The sequence below is a fragment of the Thermomonas sp. XSG genome (assembly GCF_014678725.1).
GTDB lineage: Bacteria > Pseudomonadota > Gammaproteobacteria > Xanthomonadales > Xanthomonadaceae > Thermomonas.
On record NZ_CP061497.1, the window covers coordinates 1,529,833 to 1,548,893 of the forward strand.

The 19,061-nt window shown below is 67.4% G+C and carries 18 protein-coding genes; 7 read left to right on the forward strand and 11 right to left on the reverse strand.

Translation table 11 applies throughout. The features are described 5' to 3' along the window. Window position 1: 1 nt before the first annotated feature. Window positions 2-1,120, reverse strand: a complete 1,119-nt coding sequence (locus ICG51_RS07160) for a PA0069 family radical SAM protein (RefSeq protein WP_190279731.1) — start codon at window positions 1,118-1,120, stop codon at window positions 2-4. Window positions 1,121-1,184: 64 nt separating this feature from the next. Here ICG51_RS07160 and cls point away from each other — a divergent pair, with 64 nt between their 5' ends. Genes cls through ICG51_RS07175 form a run of 3 tightly spaced genes read left to right on the forward strand, consistent with a single transcriptional unit; the run spans window position 1,185 to window position 3,673 of the window. Further along, complete coding sequence (gene cls / locus ICG51_RS07165; RefSeq protein ID WP_223809573.1) at window positions 1,185-2,612, forward strand: cardiolipin synthase; 1,428 nt, start codon at window positions 1,185-1,187, stop codon at window positions 2,610-2,612. 48 nt (window positions 2,613-2,660) lie between these two features. Continuing rightward, window positions 2,661-2,918, forward strand: a complete 258-nt coding sequence (locus ICG51_RS07170; protein WP_190279733.1) for a hypothetical protein — start codon at window positions 2,661-2,663, stop codon at window positions 2,916-2,918. Further along, on the forward strand, window positions 2,915-3,673 hold the full coding sequence (locus tag ICG51_RS07175) for a pyridoxine 5'-phosphate synthase (protein WP_190279734.1): 759 nt from the start codon (window positions 2,915-2,917) through the stop codon (window positions 3,671-3,673). Before ICG51_RS07170 ends, ICG51_RS07175 begins: the two co-directional genes overlap by 4 nt. 146 nt (window positions 3,674-3,819) lie before the next feature. Here the strand turns inward: ICG51_RS07175 and ICG51_RS07180 are convergent, their stop codons facing one another. From ICG51_RS07180 to dnaA, 10 genes are all read right to left on the reverse strand, one after another. Then, window positions 3,820-4,230: a biopolymer transporter ExbD gene (locus ICG51_RS07180; protein WP_190279735.1), complete on the reverse strand. Its 411-nt coding sequence runs from the start codon at window positions 4,228-4,230 to the stop codon at window positions 3,820-3,822. Window positions 4,231-4,242: 12 nt separating this feature from the next. Continuing rightward, the gene (locus tag ICG51_RS07185) at window positions 4,243-4,674 is read right to left on the reverse strand and encodes a biopolymer transporter ExbD (RefSeq protein ID WP_223809388.1); all 432 of its coding nucleotides are present in this window, start codon (window positions 4,672-4,674) and stop codon (window positions 4,243-4,245) included. A 36-nt stretch (window positions 4,675-4,710) separates the two neighbouring features. Continuing rightward, window positions 4,711-5,469, reverse strand: coding sequence for a MotA/TolQ/ExbB proton channel family protein (locus tag ICG51_RS07190; protein WP_190279736.1), 759 nt, complete (start codon window positions 5,467-5,469; stop codon window positions 4,711-4,713). An 83-nt stretch (window positions 5,470-5,552) separates the two neighbouring features. Continuing rightward, complete coding sequence (locus ICG51_RS07195; RefSeq protein WP_190279737.1) at window positions 5,553-6,224, reverse strand: energy transducer TonB; 672 nt, start codon at window positions 6,222-6,224, stop codon at window positions 5,553-5,555. A gap of 153 nt (window positions 6,225-6,377) precedes the next feature. Beyond that, window positions 6,378-7,502: a hypothetical protein gene (locus ICG51_RS07200; RefSeq protein ID WP_190279738.1), complete on the reverse strand. Its 1,125-nt coding sequence runs from the start codon at window positions 7,500-7,502 to the stop codon at window positions 6,378-6,380. A 98-nt stretch (window positions 7,503-7,600) separates the two neighbouring features. Continuing rightward, the gene (locus ICG51_RS07205; protein WP_190279739.1) at window positions 7,601-8,413 is read right to left on the reverse strand and encodes a M48 family metallopeptidase; all 813 of its coding nucleotides are present in this window, start codon (window positions 8,411-8,413) and stop codon (window positions 7,601-7,603) included. Between the two features lie 72 nt (window positions 8,414-8,485). Beyond that, complete coding sequence (gyrB, locus tag ICG51_RS07210; RefSeq protein WP_190279740.1) at window positions 8,486-10,948, reverse strand: DNA topoisomerase (ATP-hydrolyzing) subunit B; 2,463 nt, start codon at window positions 10,946-10,948, stop codon at window positions 8,486-8,488. Window positions 10,949-11,104: 156 nt separating this feature from the next. Further along, on the reverse strand, window positions 11,105-12,190 hold the full coding sequence (gene recF / locus ICG51_RS07215; RefSeq protein WP_190282398.1) for a DNA replication/repair protein RecF: 1,086 nt from the start codon (window positions 12,188-12,190) through the stop codon (window positions 11,105-11,107). 137 nt (window positions 12,191-12,327) lie between these two features. Beyond that, window positions 12,328-13,428 carry a DNA polymerase III subunit beta gene (dnaN, locus tag ICG51_RS07220; protein WP_190279741.1) on the reverse strand — a complete coding sequence of 367 codons (1,101 nt, stop codon included), beginning with the start codon at window positions 13,426-13,428 and terminating at the stop codon, window positions 12,328-12,330. A 256-nt stretch (window positions 13,429-13,684) separates the two neighbouring features. Then, complete coding sequence (gene dnaA / locus ICG51_RS07225; RefSeq protein ID WP_190279742.1) at window positions 13,685-15,013, reverse strand: chromosomal replication initiator protein DnaA; 1,329 nt, start codon at window positions 15,011-15,013, stop codon at window positions 13,685-13,687. 207 nt (window positions 15,014-15,220) lie between these two features. Between dnaA and rpmH the strand changes: the two genes are divergently transcribed. The 4 genes from rpmH to mnmE all read left to right on the forward strand — a co-directional run bounded on the left by rpmH (window position 15,221) and on the right by mnmE (window position 19,044). Next, complete coding sequence (rpmH, locus tag ICG51_RS07230; protein ID WP_028840469.1) at window positions 15,221-15,361, forward strand: 50S ribosomal protein L34; 141 nt, start codon at window positions 15,221-15,223, stop codon at window positions 15,359-15,361. Between the two features lie 58 nt (window positions 15,362-15,419). Beyond that, a complete protein-coding gene (gene rnpA / locus ICG51_RS07235; protein WP_190279743.1) occupies window positions 15,420-15,914 on the forward strand; it encodes a ribonuclease P protein component in 495 nt (164 codons plus the stop codon). Next, window positions 15,911-17,548, forward strand: a complete 1,638-nt coding sequence (yidC, locus tag ICG51_RS07240; RefSeq protein ID WP_190279744.1) for a membrane protein insertase YidC — start codon at window positions 15,911-15,913, stop codon at window positions 17,546-17,548. Before rnpA ends, yidC begins: the two co-directional genes overlap by 4 nt. A 167-nt stretch (window positions 17,549-17,715) precedes the next feature. Further along, the gene (gene mnmE, locus ICG51_RS07245; RefSeq protein ID WP_190279745.1) at window positions 17,716-19,044 is read left to right on the forward strand and encodes a tRNA uridine-5-carboxymethylaminomethyl(34) synthesis GTPase MnmE; all 1,329 of its coding nucleotides are present in this window, start codon (window positions 17,716-17,718) and stop codon (window positions 19,042-19,044) included. Window positions 19,045-19,061 lie beyond the last annotated feature (17 nt).

A 19,061-nucleotide genomic window follows, 5' to 3' on the forward strand; every position in this document is an offset into this window, starting at 1 on the left:
CTCAGAACAACTCGCCTTGGGGCGAGGCCGGACGCGGCCGCTGGAACAGGTCGGTGCGCAGCGGCGGCAACGCGGCAAACCCCAGCCGGCGGCTGGCCTTCGCGAAGCGCATCGCGACCAGGTCGGCAAAGGGCCCCTGTCCACGCATGCGCGTGCCGAACGCGCTGTCGTAGTCCTTGCCGCCGCGCATCTGCCGGACCAGGCTCATCACGTGCGTGGCACGGTCCGGATAGTGCAGCTGCAGCCATTCGCGCCAGAGCTCTTTCAACTCATGCGGCAACCGCAGCAGCACATAGCCGGCGGACTGCGCACCGGCATCGCGCGCGGCTTCAAGGATGCGCTCCAGGTATTCATCGGTGATCGCCGGGATCACCGGCGCCACCAGCACGCCCACCGGCACGCCAGCCTCGCGCAGCGCGGCGACCAGCTTCAGCCGCGTGTGCGGCGCTGCGGCGCGCGGTTCGAGCTTCGCCGACAGCGCGTTGTCGAGGGTGGTGATCGAGACATGCACGTTGGCCAGTCCGTGCGCGGCCAGTTCCGCCAGCAGGTCGAGGTCGCGCAGCAGCGCGCTGCCCTTGGTGACGATGCTGAGCGGATGGCGCGCCTGCAGCAGCACGTCAAGGCAGGCGCGGCTGATGCCATGGGCGCGCTCCACCGGCTGCCAGCCGTCGGTATTGATGCCCAGCGCGATGGGCACCGGCACGTAGCCGGGCTTGGCAAGTTCGGTGCGCAGCAGTTCCGCGGCATTGGCCTTGGCAAACAGCCTGGTCTCGAAATCCAACCCCGGGGACAGGTCGAGATAGGCGTGCGAGGGCCGTGCGAAGCAATACACGCAGCCGTGCTCGCACCCGCGATACGGATTGACCGACTGCGAGAAACCGACGTCGGGCGACTGGTTGCGACTGATGATGCTGCGTGCGCGTTCACTGGTGACCCGCGTGCGCAGTGCGGGCGCCTCCTCCAGCGCTTCGTACACGGACCCCCAGCCATCGTCGTCGAAGTGCAGCACGCGCTTCTCGAAGCGGCCAGTCGGGTGCGACGCCGCGCCGCGACCCTTGACCGGCGCCATCGCGCGGCGCGCGTCGTCGTCGGGATGGGGCGGGGCGGATGAAATCTCCATCCGCGCAGCCTACCCTGTGGTGGTCGCAGGACCCGCGACGCAGGAGAACGCCGTGGCCGCACTGATCGATGTCTGGGACGCCCTGTGGGCGATCCCCCACATCCGCGCCTGGCTGACCGCAGGCTGGGCGCTGTACCTGGTCTGGCTGGGCGGCTGGATCGTGCTGCAGAAGCGCGAGCCGGTGGCAACCCTGAGCTGGCTGATCAGCCTGGCGGCGCTGCCCTACATCGGCTTCGCGATCTACTACATCCTCGGCCCGCAGCGGATCATCCGCCACCGCGCACGGCGGCGGCGCCACCACGCGCACCTGCCACTCGATGGTGACGGCCCCGGCGACGAGAGCCTGGAACTGCGCGCCCTTGCCCATGCCACCAGCGGGCTCGCGCCGAGCACTGCGCACGACGTGCGCCTGCTGGTCGATGGCGGCAGCAAGTATCCGGCCCTGCTGGACGCCATCGCGCAGGCGCGCGACCACGTCCATCTGGAGTACTACATCTACAACCCGGACCGCACCGGCACGGCGCTGCGCGATGCGCTGGTGGAGCGCGCCCGTGCGGGGGTCAAGGTGCGGTTGCTGCTCGACGCGATGGGCTCTTCGCAATGCGGCAAACGGTTTTTCGAAGCGTTGCTCGAGGCCGGCGGCGAGCTTGCCTGGTTCCACCCGGCGCGGCTGTGGCTGCCGTGGAAGCGGCCTTGGCTCAACCTGCGCACCCACCGCAAGATCGTGGTGGTGGACGGCCGGGTCGGTTTCCTTGGCGGCATCAACATCACCGACGAGGAAGACGAGCGCCTGCGCGAGGACGCCTACCGCGACCTGCACCTGCGCGTCGAGGGCGACATCGTGCGTTCGCTGCAGGAAGTCTTCGTCGAGGACTGGGCCTATGCCACCGAGCGCAAGGACTTCATCGGCGACGTGGTGCGCGCGATGCCTGCGCCGCAGCCCGGTCCGGTCCATGCGCAGCTGCTGACCTCCGGGCCGGATTCGCCGTGGGAGGCGATCCATCGCACCTACGTCGGCGCCATCCATTCGGCCACGCGACGGATCTGGCTGACCACGCCGTACTTCGTTCCCGGCGAGGCTGCGATGATGGCGTTGACCTCCGCCGCGTTAGGCGGCCTGGACGTGCGCCTGCTGGTGCCGAAGATGAGCGACAGCCGCCTGGTGACCTGGTGCGTGCGCTCCTACTACGACGACCTGCTGGCGGCCGGGGTGAAGGTCTACGAGTACGGCCCACGCATGCTGCACAGCAAGTCGCTGCTGGTCGACGACCGGCTGGTGATCATCGGCAGCGCCAACTTCGACCATCGCAGCTTCCGCCTCAACTTCGAATCGTCGCTGCTGATCGATGATGCTGGCGTCGCCGGTGTGCTCGCCCAGCTGATCGAACGCGAGTTCGCCTGCGCGCCGCGGGTGCGCCCGGACCGCCCGCGTCCCCTGCTCACCGCACGCCTGCCGGAGGCGCTGGCGCGGCTGACTGCGCCGCTGTTGTAGGCGACTGGGCGGCGTAAACTTGCGCGCAACCCACCCGGAGCCGCACGCATGCACTGGCTGTTCCTGCTCCTCGCCGTCGCGGCGATGGCACTGGCGTTCCTCACCACGTCAATGGCGGTGCTGGCGGGCTGCATGCTCGCCGCGCTGATCCTGTTCATTGCCTGGGTCCTCGGCCTGTACCAGGCCCGCGTGGCCGGCAGCGACCGTGATGCCACCATGATGGTCGACCCGGCCGAGTTGCGCCGGTTGCGCGAACTGGCGGAGGCGCGCAGGCAGGAGCGCGATGCCGCTGGCGGCGCGCCATGACCGCGCTCAGCGTCAACCTCAACAAGATCGCGGTGCTGCGCAATTCGCGCGGCGGCGCTGAGCCAGACGTGGTCACGGCCGGCGTGGCCTGCCTTGATGCCGGCGCCCACGGCCTCACCGTGCATCCGCGTCCCGACGCGCGCCACATCCGCAGCGACGACGTGTACGCGCTGGGTGCGCTGTGCACTGCGCGCGGGGTGGAATTCAACGTCGAGGGCAATCCGTTCGCACCGCCACGCGCCGGTTATCCGGGCCTGCTGGCATTGTGCGAGGCGGTCCGGCCGGCGCAGGTCACCCTGGTACCCGATGGCGATGGCCAGCTGACATCCGACCACGGCTTTGACTTCGCCCGCGACGGCGAATCGCTGCGCCCGCTCATCGCCGCGTTCAAGGTCCTCGGCTGCCGGGTCAGTGTGTTTGTCGACGTCGGCGATCCCGGCGTGGCGCAAGCCGCCGCCGTTGGCGCGGATCGGGTCGAGCTGTATACCGGTCCCTATGCCGAGGCCTTCGCCGCCGGCGATGCCGATGCAGCACTGCGTTCGGCCGCCACAACGGCCCGGCTCGCCCAGTCGGCCGGCCTGCAGGTCAATGCCGGGCACGACCTCAGCCAGGCAAACCTTGGCCGCTTCCTCGCGGAAGTGCCGGATGTGCGGGAGGTGTCGATCGGCCACGCGCTGATCGGCGAAGCCCTTTACGCCGGCCTGGACGCCACCGTACGCGCCTACCGACGGATCGTGGACGCCGCGTCCGCCTGACCTGCGAATCCGGTCGAAGACCGGGCAATCAGCAGCGCTAGCAGCCGCTCGCAGCCGTTTCACTGCCGGCCGGGCACAAAAAAACGCCGCCCCAAGGGCGGCGTTTCGTCATCCACGACGCGCTCCGGAAGCCGGAGCCTGAATGTTTACTTCTGGACGAACCCGATCTTGATCATGTCGGCATTCTTCGCCGCCGCCAGCACCTGGGCCAGCACGCCGTATTCCGCCGACTCATTGGTATCGATCTGCAATTCCGGCTGGTTGGTCGGATCGCGGGCGACTTCCTCGTCCATCATCCGCTCCAGCGCCGAAACGGCGACCGGCGAGTTGTTCCAGTAGATCTGGCCCGAGGCATCGATCCGGAGTTCGATCGGATCCGGCGGTTCCTTCGGGTTTTCCGGTGGCTTGTCCGTCTTCTGCGGCAGATCAACGTCCACCGGCACCGACTGGATCGGCATGGTCACCATGAAGATGATCAGCAGCACGAGCATCACGTCGATCAACGGGGTGACGTTGATGTCCGCCATGGCACCTGCGCTGGCTTTGGCAAAGGCCATCGTGCGTTCTCCTTACTGCCCTTTCTTCGGCGGCGTGGTGACGAAGCCGACCTTGGCCATGCCCTGCGCCTGCGCGATCTTCACGACTTCGTTGATCAGCCGGTACGGGGTGGTTTTGTCGCCACGGATCTGCACCGGCGGCTGCGGGGTCTTCTGGGCCTCGACCGACAGGCGGCTTTCGATCGCCTGCCGGGTCGCCGGCTCATCGTTGAGGAAGAGCTCGCCCGCCTCGGTCACCGAGATGGTCACCGGCGGGATCTGCTGTTTCTTCTCTTCCTTCTTCTCGACCACCGCCTGCGGCAGCTGCACCTTGACCTTGTGGTTCATCAGCGGCGTCGTGATCATGAAGATGATCAGCAGCACCAACATCACGTCCACCAGGGGCGTGACGTTGATTTCGGCCATCGGCGCGCCGTCTTCCTTGTTACCGACACTTGCTCCCATGGTCAGGGGCCTCCGTCAGGTTCCATTCGCCAACGATCAGCGCTTGCCGGCCGCGTCGCCGACGCGAGCGCCGGTGGCGAAGAAGTCGTGCAGGTCGTGTGCGAAGGTGTCGAACTGGTTGTTGGTGATGCGGTTCGAGCGCACGAAGGCGTTGTACGCCAGCAGCGCGGGAATCGCGACGAACAGACCCAGAGCGGTCATGATCAGCGCCTCGCCCACCGGGCCGGCCACCGCCGAGATCGAGGCGTCGCCCGACGAACCGATCTTGATCAGCGCGTGGTAGATGCCCCACACGGTGCCGAGCAGGCCGACGAACGGAGCCGACGAACCGGTGGTGGCAAGCACGGTCAGGCCGGCTTCCAGGCTCAGCGACTCACGGGTCACGGCCTGGCGCAGGGCGCGGTCAACGAACTCGGAGCGGTTCAGCGACTCGGCCAGCTTGGAGCCGTCGTGGCGCTGGTGGTGGGCGGCGGCCTGAGCGGCGTCAAGCGCGATCTTGGAGAACGGCTCCGACTTCGGCTGCTCTTCCATGTAGCGGATCGCGTCCTGGGCGTTGGTGGTTTCCCAGAACGTGCTGACCACACGGTCCGCGCGGCCACGCAGGCGCATGTTCTTGATGAAGTTGATGATGATCCAGTACCAGGACATCACCGACATGATGCTCAAGGTCAGGAACACGATCCAGCCGACAACGTCGAAGTTCTGGATGAGGTGGTCAAAGCCCATCGCCTGCAGAGCGGCGGCGTTGTTGCCTCCGGCGGCGGCAGGTGCGGCGGCAGCAGTTTCTTGCAACATACGCTTACCCTTGGATGTCGTGGATGAAGTTGTTCAAAAGAGGTGACGCATTACGGTTTGGAGCGGGTGGTGCGGAACAGCGGTTACATCTTGAATTCGACCGGGACCCGGACGCGGCTGGCGACCTTCTGCCCGTTCTTCACTTCCGGGTTGAAGCGCCAGCGCTTGGCCGCGGTGATCGCGGCGCGATCGAGATTGCGGTTGCCACTGGAACGTTCGACCTCGACGTCAAGCACGCCGCCACTGGCGTCGATGCTGACGATCAGGACGGTGGTGCCCTGGATGCCGCGGCGCTGCTCTTCCGGCGGATACTTCGGCGGATTCATCGCACGCGAGGACGCGTCCACGCTGGAGCCGATGTCCGGCACCGAAGCCGGCGGCGACGGCGGCGACGGCGGCGGCGCGGCCACGTCGACGGCACGCGATTCGCTCAACACCACCGGCGGATCTTCCGGCGGCGGCGGGACCGGACTCGGACGCGGCGGCGACAGCGTCTTCGGCGGCGTGGTCAGCGGCTTGGGCTGTTCCGGCGGCGGCGGCGGCGGCGGCGGCGGCGGCGGCGGCGGCTCGATGAAGGTGACGCTCACCACATCATCCTTGTCCACTTCCTGGGCAGGCGGGGACAGCGGCGCCAGCAGCAGCAGCAGGGCCGCAGCATGCAGAGCGATGGCGAAGCTGAAGCCGGCGATGCGCGGCCAGCTCACGCCGCCATCGCGGTTGTCATTCTTCTCGATGTGGGCGAGATCTTCCGTCATGCGCACGGCTCTGGTGTGGAGGGCCCCGGTCGTTTCGGCCGGGACGGATTACGGTGCGACCTGATGGCCGCAGGAATCCCGTAGTTTATACCAGTAGACCCGGCTTGTTCCAAGCCTTGTCTGTGGTGTAGGTCAAAAACTGCGCGGTGCGTCTCAACGCGCGAGGATGCGGTTGGCTTCTTCCGGCTTCTTGACGCCCTTCTCCAGCGCCTGCTTGGCAGCGGCTTTCGCCTCGGCCTTGCGGTCCGCGTAGTCCAGCACCTTGGCGAGGTTGAGGTAGGCCTCACCGTCCGCCGCGAGCGGGGCGGCCAGCTTGTACAACTCGATCGCCTGCGGGATCTTGTCGTCCATGTAGGCGTTCTGCGCGAGGATCTGGTAGTCGCGCGCCAGATCGGCATCCTTCTGCAGGATGCCCTTGGCCACGCCGTCGTCGATGACCTTCTTGGCGTCGTCCCAGCGCTGGGCGTTCATGTAGCCGATGTACAGCGCGCGCAGTTCGCGCTTCTCGGTGAGCATGCCGCGCTTGTAGGCGCTCTCGAGCAGGACGTTGGCCTCATCGAACTTGTCGCCATTCTGCAGGGCGGCGACAGCGTTCATCAGCAGGCGCTTGTCATCCGGGTTCTTGGCGACCAGATCCTTGTAGATCGCAGCGGCTTCGTCGTGGCGGTCGAGGTTGGCCAGCACGCCGGCACGGAATGCCAGGTGCTCGGGCTTGTCGGACTTGCTCTCCGCCAGGAAGCGATCCATGGTCTTCAGCGAGTCGGCGTACTTCTCGTTGCCGAACTGGATGATCGCGAGGTTGTACATGGTCGAGAAATGGCCATCGTTTTCCATGCCATTGGCATCGACCGCCTTGGCGAAGAACTCGCCCGCCTTGGCCTGGTCGTCCATGTTGGCGGCGGCGTTGCCTGCCATTGAGTAGGCGAAGGACTTCTCGTACGCGTTCGCGGCAGGCATTGCCGCCAGTTCCTCGGCCTTGCTGATCACCCCAGCCCAGTCGTCCTTCTCGTAGCGGGCCTGCAACTCCTGCAAGTGCTTCATCAGCTTCGGCGAGGCCTTGGCCTCCGGCGACTGCCGGGTGGCATTGGGATACAGCGCGGGCTTGGCCTCTGCCGCCTTCTGCGGATCCTTTCCAAGCTCGGCGCGACGACGTGCGCGTTCCTCCTGCTTGCTCATCGTCTGCGACTGCGGCCCGGCGTGGACGATCGGCGCAAGCACCAGCATGCCGAGGGCAGCGGTGAGGGCGACGGTGAGCGGGCGGCGATAGGGCTTCGACATGGGGGCATTCCTCGATGGCAATTTGCCGCGGCAGGCGCGGCCAGGTGCGGAAACTTAGCAGAAAGTGGGTTCGCCGACCTGTGCCGGAATGCACCAGGTCAACGGCAGCTGGGAGTGTGCCCGCTGCTGCGCGCGGCCTGCATGACCGGCATCAACCCGGCTGCGCGTGCCTGCAGTTCACGCAGGCGGGAAGCGGGGTCGGGGTGGGTGGAAAGCCATTGTGGCGGTCGCGAAGCGCCGGCCGAGCCCATGTTGCGCCACAACTGCACGGCGGCCTCGGGATCGAAGCCGGCCTTGGCCATCAGCTCCTGGCCGACGACGTCGGCCTCGGACTCCTGCACCCGCGAATTCGGCAGCAGGAAGGCACCCTGCAGGAGTGCGCCGCCCAGCTGGCCGGTGGTCTGCTGGGCTCCCTCGCCGTAGCGCGAGCCGGCCAGTGCCCCAGCCACGCCCAGTCCGGTCTGGGCATAGACCTGGCGGGTGATGCGCTCGTCATGGTGGCGCGCGGTCACGTGCCCGATTTCGTGGGCGATCACTGCCGCCAGCTGGTCCTGGCTGGTGGCGACCTTGAAGATCCCGGTGTAGACGCCGATCTTGCCGCCGGGCAGCGCCCAGGCATTGGCTTCGTTGTTGTCGAACAGCGCGTATTCCCAGCGCACGCCGTTCCACGGCGCCGGCAGCTGGGCGGTGATCGCACGTACGACGCAACCCACGTACGCGTTCTGGGACGCGTCGCGGCTCAGCGGCGTGGATGCCTTGGCCTGAGCGAAGGCCTGCAGGCCAAGCTGGTCCAACTGCGCCTGCGAGACGGCACCCACGTACTGGGTGCGCCCGGTCGGCGACGTGGTGGTGGCGCAGGCTGCCACCGCCAGCGCGGTGGCGACACCCAGTGCTAGGGCCTTGGCGTTCATGTCGGTCTCCGATCCTTACGCGGTACGCCGTTGTAGGCTGGGGGGCCTGAACGCGGCGTCAATCCGGCCGGATCAGACGTCCAGATTGGCGACCTTCAGCGCGTTGTCCTCGATGAATTCCCGGCGCGGCTCCACCACGTCGCCCATCAGGGTGCTGAAGATGGTGTCAGCGGCCACCGCGTCCTCCAGCCTCACCTGCAGCAGGCGGCGGGTATCCGGGTTCACGGTGGTGTCCCACAGCTGTTCCGGGTTCATCTCGCCGAGACCCTTGAAGCGCTGGATCTGGCGGCCCTTCTTCGCCTCCTCCAGCAGCCAGGCCTGCGCCTGCGCGAAGCGCTCGATCGGCTGCGACTTGCTGCCGCGCACGATCCGCGCGCCATCGCGCACCAGTCCGTGCAGCTTGGCGGCGGCTTCGCGCAGCGGCCGCAGTTCACCATGCTCGAACAGCGACTGCGGCAGTACCTGCGTCAGCTCCTCGCCCATGTGGCTGCGGGTGGCCAGCAGCGCTGCCGGTCGACCTTCTTCCGCGGTCTGCCAGCGCAGCGTGTAGCGGGGCTTGCCGAGGCCGCTCTGGTTGAGGCGGCCTGCGAGCGACGCCAGCGCGGCCGACAGGTCGTCATGCGCGGCGACCGAGGCGGCATCCAGCGGCACGAAGTCGATCAGGGCCTCCAGCACGCCCGGGTCGAACCGGTGGGCGTTGCGGGCGATTGCCTCCCTGGCCCGCGCGTAGGCCAGCAACAGGCCTTCCAGCGCCGCGCCTTCGATCGCCGGCTCGGCTTCCGCCGGCACCAGCCCGGCGCCTTCCACCGCGCTGCCCGCGAGGTATGCGTCGAGAGCGGCATCATCCTTCAGGTACAGCTCGTTCTTGCCCTGCTTGATCTTGTACAGCGGCGGCAGGCCGATGTAGATGTGGCCGCGATCGATCAGTTCCGGCATCTGCCGGTAGAAGAAGGTCAGCAGCAGGGTGCGGATGTGGCTGCCGTCCACGTCGGCGTCGGTCATGATGATGACGCGGTGGTAGCGCAGCTTGTCCGGGTTGTATTCGTCCTTGCCGATGCCGGTGCCGAGCGCGGTGATCAGCGTGCCGACCTCGGCGCTGGCCAGCATGCGGTCGAAGCGCGCGCGTTCGACGTTGAGGATCTTGCCGCGCAATGGCAACACCGCCTGGGTCTTGCGGTTGCGACCCTGCTTGGCCGAACCACCGGCCGAGTCACCCTCGACGATGAACAGTTCCGACAGCGCCGGATCCTTTTCCGAGCAATCGGCCAGCTTGCCCGGCAGGCCGGCGATGTCCAGGGCGCCCTTGCGGCGGGTGAGGTCACGCGCCTTGCGCGCGGCCTCGCGGGCACGGGCGGCATCGACGATCTTGCCGGCGATCGCCTTGGCTTCGTTCGGATGCTCCTGCAGGAACTCCTCCAGACGCGCCGCGAACGTGCTGTCCACGACCGGTCTCACATCGGATGAGACCAGCTTTTCCTTGGTCTGGCTGGAGAAGCTGGGGTCGGGCACCTTCACCGACAGCACCGCGATCATGCCCTCGCGCATGTCATCGCCCGACAGCGCCACCTTGGCCTGCTTGGCGATGCCGCTCTGTTCGATGTAATTGGTCAGGGTACGGGTCAGCGCCGAGCGGAAACCCTGCAGGTGGGTGCCACCATCCTTCTGCGGGATGTTGTTGGTGAAGCAGAACATCGTCTCCTGGTAGGCGTCGGTCCACTGCAGGGCGACCTCCACCGTGATGCCGTTCTGCTCGCCGCTCACCGAGATCACGTTGGGATGCAGCGGGGTCTTCAGCTGGGCCAGGTGTTCGACGAAGCTCTTGATGCCGCCTTCGTACTGGAACACGTCACGACGGCCTTCCTCGCGCTCGTCGGTCAAGGTGATCTTGACCCCGGAATTGAGGAAGCTCAGCTCGCGCAGGCGCCGCGCCAGAATCTCGTAGTGGAACTCGGTGTCGCTGAAGGTTGCCTCCGACGGCCAGAACCGCAGCACGGTGCCGCGGCGGTCGCCTTGATCGCCGACCCGCTTGAGCGGATAGACCGGCTCGCCGTGCGCGTATTCCTGCTGGTGATGGCCGCCATCGCGCCAGATGTCGAGGGTCAGCTTGCTGGACAACGCGTTGACCACCGACACACCCACGCCGTGCAGGCCACCGGACACCTTGTAGCTGTTGTCGTCGAACTTGCCACCCGCATGCAGCACCGTGAGGATGACCTCCGCCGCCGACACGCCTTCTTCCTTGTGGATGTCCACCGGGATACCGCGGCCGTTGTCGGACACGCTGACCGAGCCGTCGGCATGGATGGTCACGATGATGTCGTCGGCGTGGCCTGCCAGCGCCTCGTCCACCGAGTTGTCGACCACCTCGAACACCATGTGGTGCAGGCCGGTGCCGTCATGGACATCGCCGATGTACATGCCGGGGCGCTTGCGCACCGCTTCCAGCCCGCGCAGGACGGTGATCTTGCTGGAATCGTAGGTGGTGTTCGGGGTGGATTCGGGCTGCTGGCCCGGGGTCTGTTCGTTTTGCGACATCGACGCGTTCGACTCCCGTGACGCGCCCAAGGGCACGCCAAGACACATTAGCTATAGGAATGCGCAGTATAGCCGACGCGGACCGGCAGCCCCGCAGCCCGCAGTGGACGGGTCATCCGGCAGTGAACCTTTCCGCTCAGTGGCGCGGCGGAGCGGTCATTGCCCGAGCTCGCGGATACGGCCATGTTCCACGTGGAACATCGCAGCTTCGATGCCGACCTCGGCCAATCCCGGCGGCATCTCCGTACCGGTCACCAATACCTGCGCCGCACTGTTGACGAGCACCTGAAGCAGGCGGCGCTGGTGGTGCCGATCCAGTTCCGAGCCCAGATCGTCCAACTGCAGGACCGGCCAGTACCCGAGCAGATCCGCAAGATGCCCGGCTTGGCCGAGCAGCAACGCGAGCGCGAGTTGCTTTGTCTGCCCACGCGACAGTCCATCCCGGCTCGGCAGATCACGCAGGCTGATCCGGAGGTCGGCCCGGTGCGGTCCCATGGACGTATGGCCCAGCGCAAGATCGCGCTCCCGCGACAGCAGCAATGCATCCGCGAGAGCGAGTTCCTGCCGCTTCCAGCCGGGATGCAATGTCAGTTCAACATCCCCGGCAGCAGGCAGGAGTTCGGGCAGCAATCGTGACAGCCGGGGTTGCAGCCCGGCCACGTACGCTTCGCGCAGCTGGGTCAGCTGCTCCCCCGACTGCGCGAGTTCGTGCTCCCAGGCATCCAGCTGGGCGTGTCCGCCGGGCTGCCGCAGCAAAGCGTTGCGCTGCTTGAGCGCGCGGGCATACCGTCGCCACTGCGGCATGAAGCCATGTTCCACGTGGAACAGCCCCCAGTCCAAGTAGCGGCGACGACCCTCGTTGCTGCCATCAACCAGTGCGTGGCTACCGGGTTCGAAGGTGATCACGGCCAAGGCTTCGCACAACTGCCCGAGCTGGCGCACATCCTCCCCATCCAGCCGCGCTTCCCAACTGCCGCCAGCGTGGCGGAGGCCGGCACGATGCGTCGCCCCGGCCACCTCCCACTCCGCATAGGCGCTCAGCGCGGGTTCTCCCTGCCGGATCAAGCCGTCGCGTACCCGCCCCCGGAAGCTGCGGCCATGCGCCAGCAGATGTAGTGCTTCCAGCACGCTGGTCTTGCCGCTGCCGTTGTCTCCGGTCAGCAGGTTGAAACCTTGCCGCAGGTCTATCTCCACCGAATCGAAGCGGCGGAACGACTGCAACTGGAGTCTGCGGATCAGCATGGGGACGGGAATGCCGAGCGCGGCCGGGAACGACAACGCCCGGACCAGGCCGGGCGTTGCAGGAAATGTTCCACGTGGAACATCACGTCAACCAGCTCGACCAGTGGCGGCCGGAGACGAAATGCGGACATGACTGGTCACAGGCGCAACGGCATCACCACGTGGCGGGCGTGGTGGCTGCCAGCGCCACGCACCAGCGCGGACGAGTTGGCATCCCGCAACTGCATGACAACGAATTCGTCGCGCAGCGCACCCAATGCTTCCAGCAGATAGGTGACGTTGAAGCCGATCGCCAGCGTATCGACGTGGGTTTCCGCCTCGACCTCTTCCTGCGCCTCTTCCTGCTCTGGGTTGTGCGCGCTGATCTTGAGCAGGTTGGGCGACACCTCGACGCGTACCCCGCGGTACTTTTCGTTGGACAGGATCGAGGCACGCTGCAGCGCGGCGCGCAGGGCTTCCCGGTCGATCTTGACCTCGCGGTCGGCGCCAATCGGGATCACCGCCTCGTAATCGGGGAACTTGCCGTCGATCAGCTTGCTGGTGAAGGTCACGTCGTCGCGCTTGACGCGAATGTGGCCCTTGCCCAGTTCCAGCTCGATCTGGCGGTCGCCACCTTCAAGCAGGCGCTGCAGTTCCTGCACGCCCTTGCGCGGCACGATGATCTGCCGCTTGCCGCCGTGGCCCTGGCCCAGGCTGGTTTCGCACAGCGCCAGGCGATGGCCATCGGTAGCCACGCAGCGCAGCGTGTCGTCACGCAGGTCGAACAGCAGGCCATTGAGGTAGTAGCGCACGTCCTGCTGCGCCATCGCGAACGCGGTGCGCTCAAGCAGCTCCTTCAGGGCGGCCTCGGGCACGCTGACCTGCTCGGTGGCGTCGACTTCGTCCAGCGAGGGAAAGTCGTTGGCTGGCAGGGTTGCCAGGCTGAAACGGCTGCGGCCGGCCTGCACGGTCACCTTGTCGCCACTCTGGCTGATCGTGACCCGGCTGCCGTCCGGCAGGGCGCGGACGATGTCGAACAACTTGCGCGCCGGAATGGTGATCTCTCCGTCCTGCGCCTCCTCGACTGCCGTGCGCGCGACCATTTCGACTTCGAGGTCGGTACCCGTCAGCGCCAGCTGCCCGCCGCTGACGCGGACCAGCAGGTTCGCCAGGACCGGCAGGGTATGCCGGCGCTCAACCACATTGACGACCTGCGCCAACGGCTTCAGCAGGACTTCGCGTTGCAGGGAAAACCGCATGTAGACCCCTCACCCTTTTGGCTGATTCGAAGGGCTGCCGGCTGGCATGCCCTTGCTTCTTGAATATGGATAAATCTTTAAAGTCGGTGGTGCTGGAGCAACGAAAAACCCGGGATATCTATCGCAAGCCTTTGTTTCAAAACAAATTAATGGGCGAGCAAAGCAGGGGTAAAACCGCCCGGCAAACCGGGGATAACCTGTGGATGGTTTTCGGCCGGAAGAATCATCCCCCGGTTATCCACAGCTCGTCCCGACTTCATTCACTGAGTTTGCGGATCAACTTGTCCCAGTCCTCGTGGAGCTTCCCGTCGCTTTCCATCAGCGTGCGGATCTGCCGGCAGGCGTGCAGCACGGTGGTGTGGTCGCGGCCATCGAACGCCATGCCGATCTCCGGCAGGCTGTGTTCGGTCAGTTCCTTGGCCAACGCCATCGCCACCTGTCGCGGTCGCGCCAGCGACCGGGTGCGCTTCTTGCCCAGCATCTCCCGCAGCTGCAGACCGTAGTAGTCTGCCACGGCCTTCTGGATGTTGGCGATGCTGATGGCCTGCTGTTGCGCGCGCCACAGGTCACGCAGGGTTTCCTGGGCGAACTCCATGGTCACCGGTCGCCCCAGCAGGCCGGCCTGGGCGGTCAGCTTGTTGATCGCGCCTTCCAGCTCGCGCACGTTGCTGCGCATCTTCTTGGCGATCAGCTGCGCCACTTCGTCGGGGATCACCGCCCCGCGCTCGCGCGCCTTGGAGAGCACGATCTGGGCGCGGGTCTCGAAGTCCGGCGGGTCGATCGCCACTGACAGGCCCCAGCCGAGCCGCGACTTCAGCCGCGGTTCCAGGCCGTCCACCTCGCGCGGGTAGCGGTCGCAGGTCATGATGATCTGCTGGCGGCCCTCGAACAGCGCGTTGAAGGTGTGGAAGAACTCCTCCTGGGTGCGGTCCTTGCCGGCGAAGAACTGGATGTCGTCGATCAGCAATGCGTCGATTTTCTGGAACTGGCGCTTGAACTGGTCGGTGGTCTTTTCCTGCAGCGAGCGGAAGAACGCGTCATAGAACGTGTTCGAGCGCAGGTACAGCACCCGCGCGGCCGGGTTGAGCCGGCGCATCTCGTTGCCCGCCGCGAACATCAGGTGGGTCTTGCCGAGGCCGGTGCCGCCGTACAGCAGCAGCGGGTTGTGGGTGCGTTCGCCGGGCTTCTGCGCCGCGTGCCAGGCGGCGGCACGGGCCAGCTGGTTGCTGCGGCCCTCGACGAAGTTGTCGAAGCTGTAATGCGGATCGACGTTGCCGTGGAAGGGCTCGACCACGGCGGTGGGCGCGGCCTTGGCCGGCGTTGGCGGGTTCACCGGCGCTGCCGGCGCGCGCTTCGGGGCGCCGATGTCGACCACCACGTCGCCACTACCGTCGAAATGGCGGACCAGCTCGCGGATACGCTCGAGGAACCGGCTCTGGACTTCGTCACGGACGAAGGCATTGGGGGCATACAGGACCAGCCCGCCATCGCGCCGGTCCGCCTGGAGCGGTTTGAGCCACATGCTCACCTCATCCTGCGGGAGTTCTGTTTCGAGGCGTTGCAGGCAGGCGGGCCAGACGTGCATGGGTCGAGGGATCCGGAAAAAAGCGCGGGCGGCCGAACCGGGATGCCCGGCGGCTGTGGATAAGATGGGAACTGGGCAGGTTACCACTGCGTCCGGGTGCCGCCAAACCGGCAGCAGGCCCGTTAACAGCAGGCGGACTTGCGTGGGCCCCGTTGGCCCGCTATCATTCCGCGTCTTATTCTCTGAAACAAAGCAAGCAGGCCCGCCATGGCGACCAAGCGCACCTACCAGCCCAGCAACCTCAAGCGCAAGCGTGATCACGGCTTCCGCGCCCGTATGGCCACCGCCGACGGCCGCAAGGTGCTGGCGCGCCGCCGCGCCAAGGGCCGTCGTCGCCTGACCGTCTGACCTTCGGGTCGGATCGCGCGTCCGGCGCCCGCGCCGGAACCGAATGACGTTGCCAGCGATGCCCCAGACGCCGGCGTCCAAGCAGGATGCCGGCGTTGTCGCGTTTGCGCGACGCAAGGCCGCCGGGTTCCCGCCTGCCGCGCGGGTCCGCGCCAAGGCCGAGTTTACCCGTGTGTTCGATGGCGGCCGGCGCACTGCCGAGCCGCGCCTGGCCCTGCACTGGCTGGCCGATGGCGCACCGCCGCGGCTGGGCCTGGCGGTCTCGCGCAAGGTCGATCCCAATGCGGTCGGACGCAACCGCATCAAGCGCGCCCTGCGCGAATGCTTCCGCCGGCTGCGACCGCAGCTGCAGGGCGGAGCCTATGTCGTGGTTGCCCGCAGCGGCGCCGCCCGAGCCGATAACCCGGCGCTGCAGGCGGCGTTGCAACAGCTGCTGACGCGCGCCGGCGCGTTGCCCCTGCCGGCTGCGGCCGGCACAATGCCGCCCGCCGATTCCCCGGCTTCTCCCGATGTGGCCGCGCCACAAGCGCGCCCCGAGACCCCTGCCCAATGAACCAGATCCGTACGTTCCTGCTGATTGCCTGGCTGATGGTGGCGTTCCTGCTGTGGCAGGAATGGGGCAAGGAGAAGGTCGCCGCGGCGCAGCCTGCACCGGCGGTTCCGGCAGCCATGCAGGGCGAGGTGCCGGCCGCTGCCGCGCACCCGGCGGCAGCGCCCGCCACGGGTGCCGTTGCCCAGGCCAGTGCGGTCGCCGCGGCGCCGACCCTGCGTCTGCGCAATGACGTACTGGCGCTGGAGCTGAACGGCCGTGACGTGACCCGCGCGGAACTCGTCCGCTACCCGCAGACCCGCGCCGCTGGGAGCCCGCCGGTGGTGCTGTTCGATACCGATCCGGCCCGCTTCTTCGCCGCGGAAGCCTTCTGGCGCGGCATCGACGGGGTGGAGCTGGCGCTGCAGCCGCAGGGCGAGGCGCGCGAGATCGTGCTGGCCGATGGTGCCGCCGAGGTGCAGGCACGTTTCGTCGCCACCGCCGCCAACGGCATGCAGCTGCAGCGGACCTACACGCTGGCGCGCGGCAGCTATGCGCTGCGGGTGCGTGATGAGCTGGTCAACGCCGGCGCTACCGCCTGGACCGGCGACATCGAGCGCCGGCTCGAGCGCGTGCCGCCGGCGGTCAAGACCGGTTTCACCAACCCGGAATCGTTCAGTCTCAACGGTGCTGCCTGGTACAGCCCGGAAGAGAAGTACGAGAAGCGCAAGTATCCGAATTTCGTCGAGGACGGCCCGCTCAACCAGCAGGTCACCGGCGGCTGGGTGGCGCTGTCGCAGCATTATTTCCTCGGCGCCTGGGTGCCGCAGAAGGACCAGGCGGCGTTGTACTCGCTGGCCCAGAAGGGCCACCTCTACAGCATCGCCGCGCGCGGCCCGCGGGTCACCCTGGCCCCCGGCCAGCGCTTCCAGAGCGATGCCACCCTGTGGGTCGGTCCCAAACTGGCCGACAAGCTGGATGCCACTGCGCCCGGCCTGGGCCTGGCGATGGATTACGGCATCTTCACCGTGTTGTCCAAGCCGATCCACTGGGTCATGACCCAGCTGCACAAGCTCACCCACAACTGGGGCTGGGCGATCGTGCTGCTGGTGGTGCTGATCAAGCTGATCCTGTATCCGCTGTCGGCCGCGCAGTACAAGTCGATGGCGAAGATGCGCCGGTTCCAGCCGCGCATCGCCCAGCTGAAGGAGCGCTACGGCGAGGACAAGCAGAAGTTCCAGATGGCGATGCTGGATCTGTACAAGAAGGAGAAGATCAATCCGGCCGGCGGCTGCCTGCCGATCTTCATCCAGATGCCGGTGTTCCTGGCGCTGTACTACGTGCTGCTGGAGGCGGTCGAGCTGCGCCAGGCCCCCTGGATCATCGGCTGGGTCAGCGACCTGACCGCGCGTGACCCGTTCTTCATCCTGCCGATCCTCAATGGCGTGGTGATGTGGCTGACCCAGAAGATGTCGCCGATGGTCGGCGTGGATCCCATGCAGCAGAAGATGATGCAGATGATGCCGCTGGTGATGGCGGTGATGTTCGCCTTCTTCCCGGCCGGCCTGGTCCTGTACTGGGTGACCAACGGCGCGCTGGGCATGGCCCAGCAGTGGTGGAACATGAAGCGCTTCGCCGAGGAACCGGCGAAGGCCTGATGCGCGTTCCCGCCCGCGATGCCGCCTGATGGCGGCACGCGGCATGCCATGGGCGATACGCCCGGCATACGCACGCTGCCGGGAAGCGCCATGGAAGATTCCAGGCAGGGCCCGGCCTTGGCGACGCCAGGCCGGAATGCCGGATCCGATCTGACATGATTCACCCCATGCCTGACACCGACACCATCGTTGCCATCGCCACCGCGCCCGGCGCCGGCGGCGTGGGCATCGTGCGGCTGTCGGGCGTGGACGCCCGCGCCATCGGCGAACGCATCTGCGGCCGTCCGCTGCGGGTGCGCGTGGCGCAATACGCGCGCTTCACCGACGCCGACGGCGCCACCCTCGACGATGGCATCGCCCTGTACTTCGCCGCCCCCGCCAGCTTCACCGGCGAGGACGTGGTGGAGCTGCAGGCGCATGGCGGCCCGGTGCTGCTGCGCGAACTGGTGGCGCGCTGCGTGGCGCTGGGTGCGCGCCAGGCCGGGCCCGGCGAATTCAGCCAGCGCGCCTTCCTTAACGGCAAGCTCGACCTGGTGCAGGCAGAAGCCATCGCCGACCTCATCGCGGCCGGCGATGCGCGCGCGGCGCGTGCGGCGCGGCGGTCGCTGGATGGCGCCTTCTCGCAGCGCGTCGACGCGTTGATGGCGCAGTTGCTGGCGATCCGCGTGCATGTCGAGGCGGCGATCGACTTCGCCGACGAATCACTGGACACGCTCGGCGGCACCGCGCTGCGCGAGCGGTTGCAGCAGGCACGCGCCACCCTGGCGCAGCTGCGGGTGGACGCGGAGCGCGGCCGCAAACTGCGCGATGGCCTGCACGTGGTACTGGTCGGCCCGCCCAACGCGGGCAAGAGCTCCCTGCTCAACGCGCTGGCCGGCAGCGAACGCGCCATCGTCACCGACATCGCCGGCACCACCCGCGACGTGCTGCAGGAAACCATCCGCATCGACGGGGTCGAGCTGACCCTGGTCGATACCGCCGGCTTGCGCCGTGCCGACGACGCCATCGAAGCCGAGGGCATCCGCCGCGCCCGCGGCGAGCTGGCGCGCGCCGACCTCGCGCTGGCGGTGCTGGATGCCCGCGATCCCGATGCAGGGCGCGCCGCCCTCGCGGGGGACCTGGCCGACGTCGCGCAGGTGCTGTGGCTGCACAACAAGGCCGACCTGCTGCCGGCGCCGCCCGCGCTGGGCGACGACGCGCTGGCGGTGTCGGCGCATACGGGCCAGGGCCTTCCACAGCTGCACCAGCGCCTGTTCGGGCTGGCTGGCGGCGGTGTGGGCGAAGGCGCGTTCTCGGCGCGTGCGCGCCACGTGCAGGCGCTGGCGCAGGCCGGCGACTGGCTGGCACAAGCCGCGGCGGAACTGTCCGCCGAGCGCCTGGAACTGGCCGCCGAAGCGTTGCTGCGCGCACACGATGCGCTGGGCGGAATCGGCGGCCGGGTCGACGCAGACGGATTACTAGGTCACATTTTCGCGTCGTTCTGCATCGGTAAATGAGCGGTTCCCCTTGACAG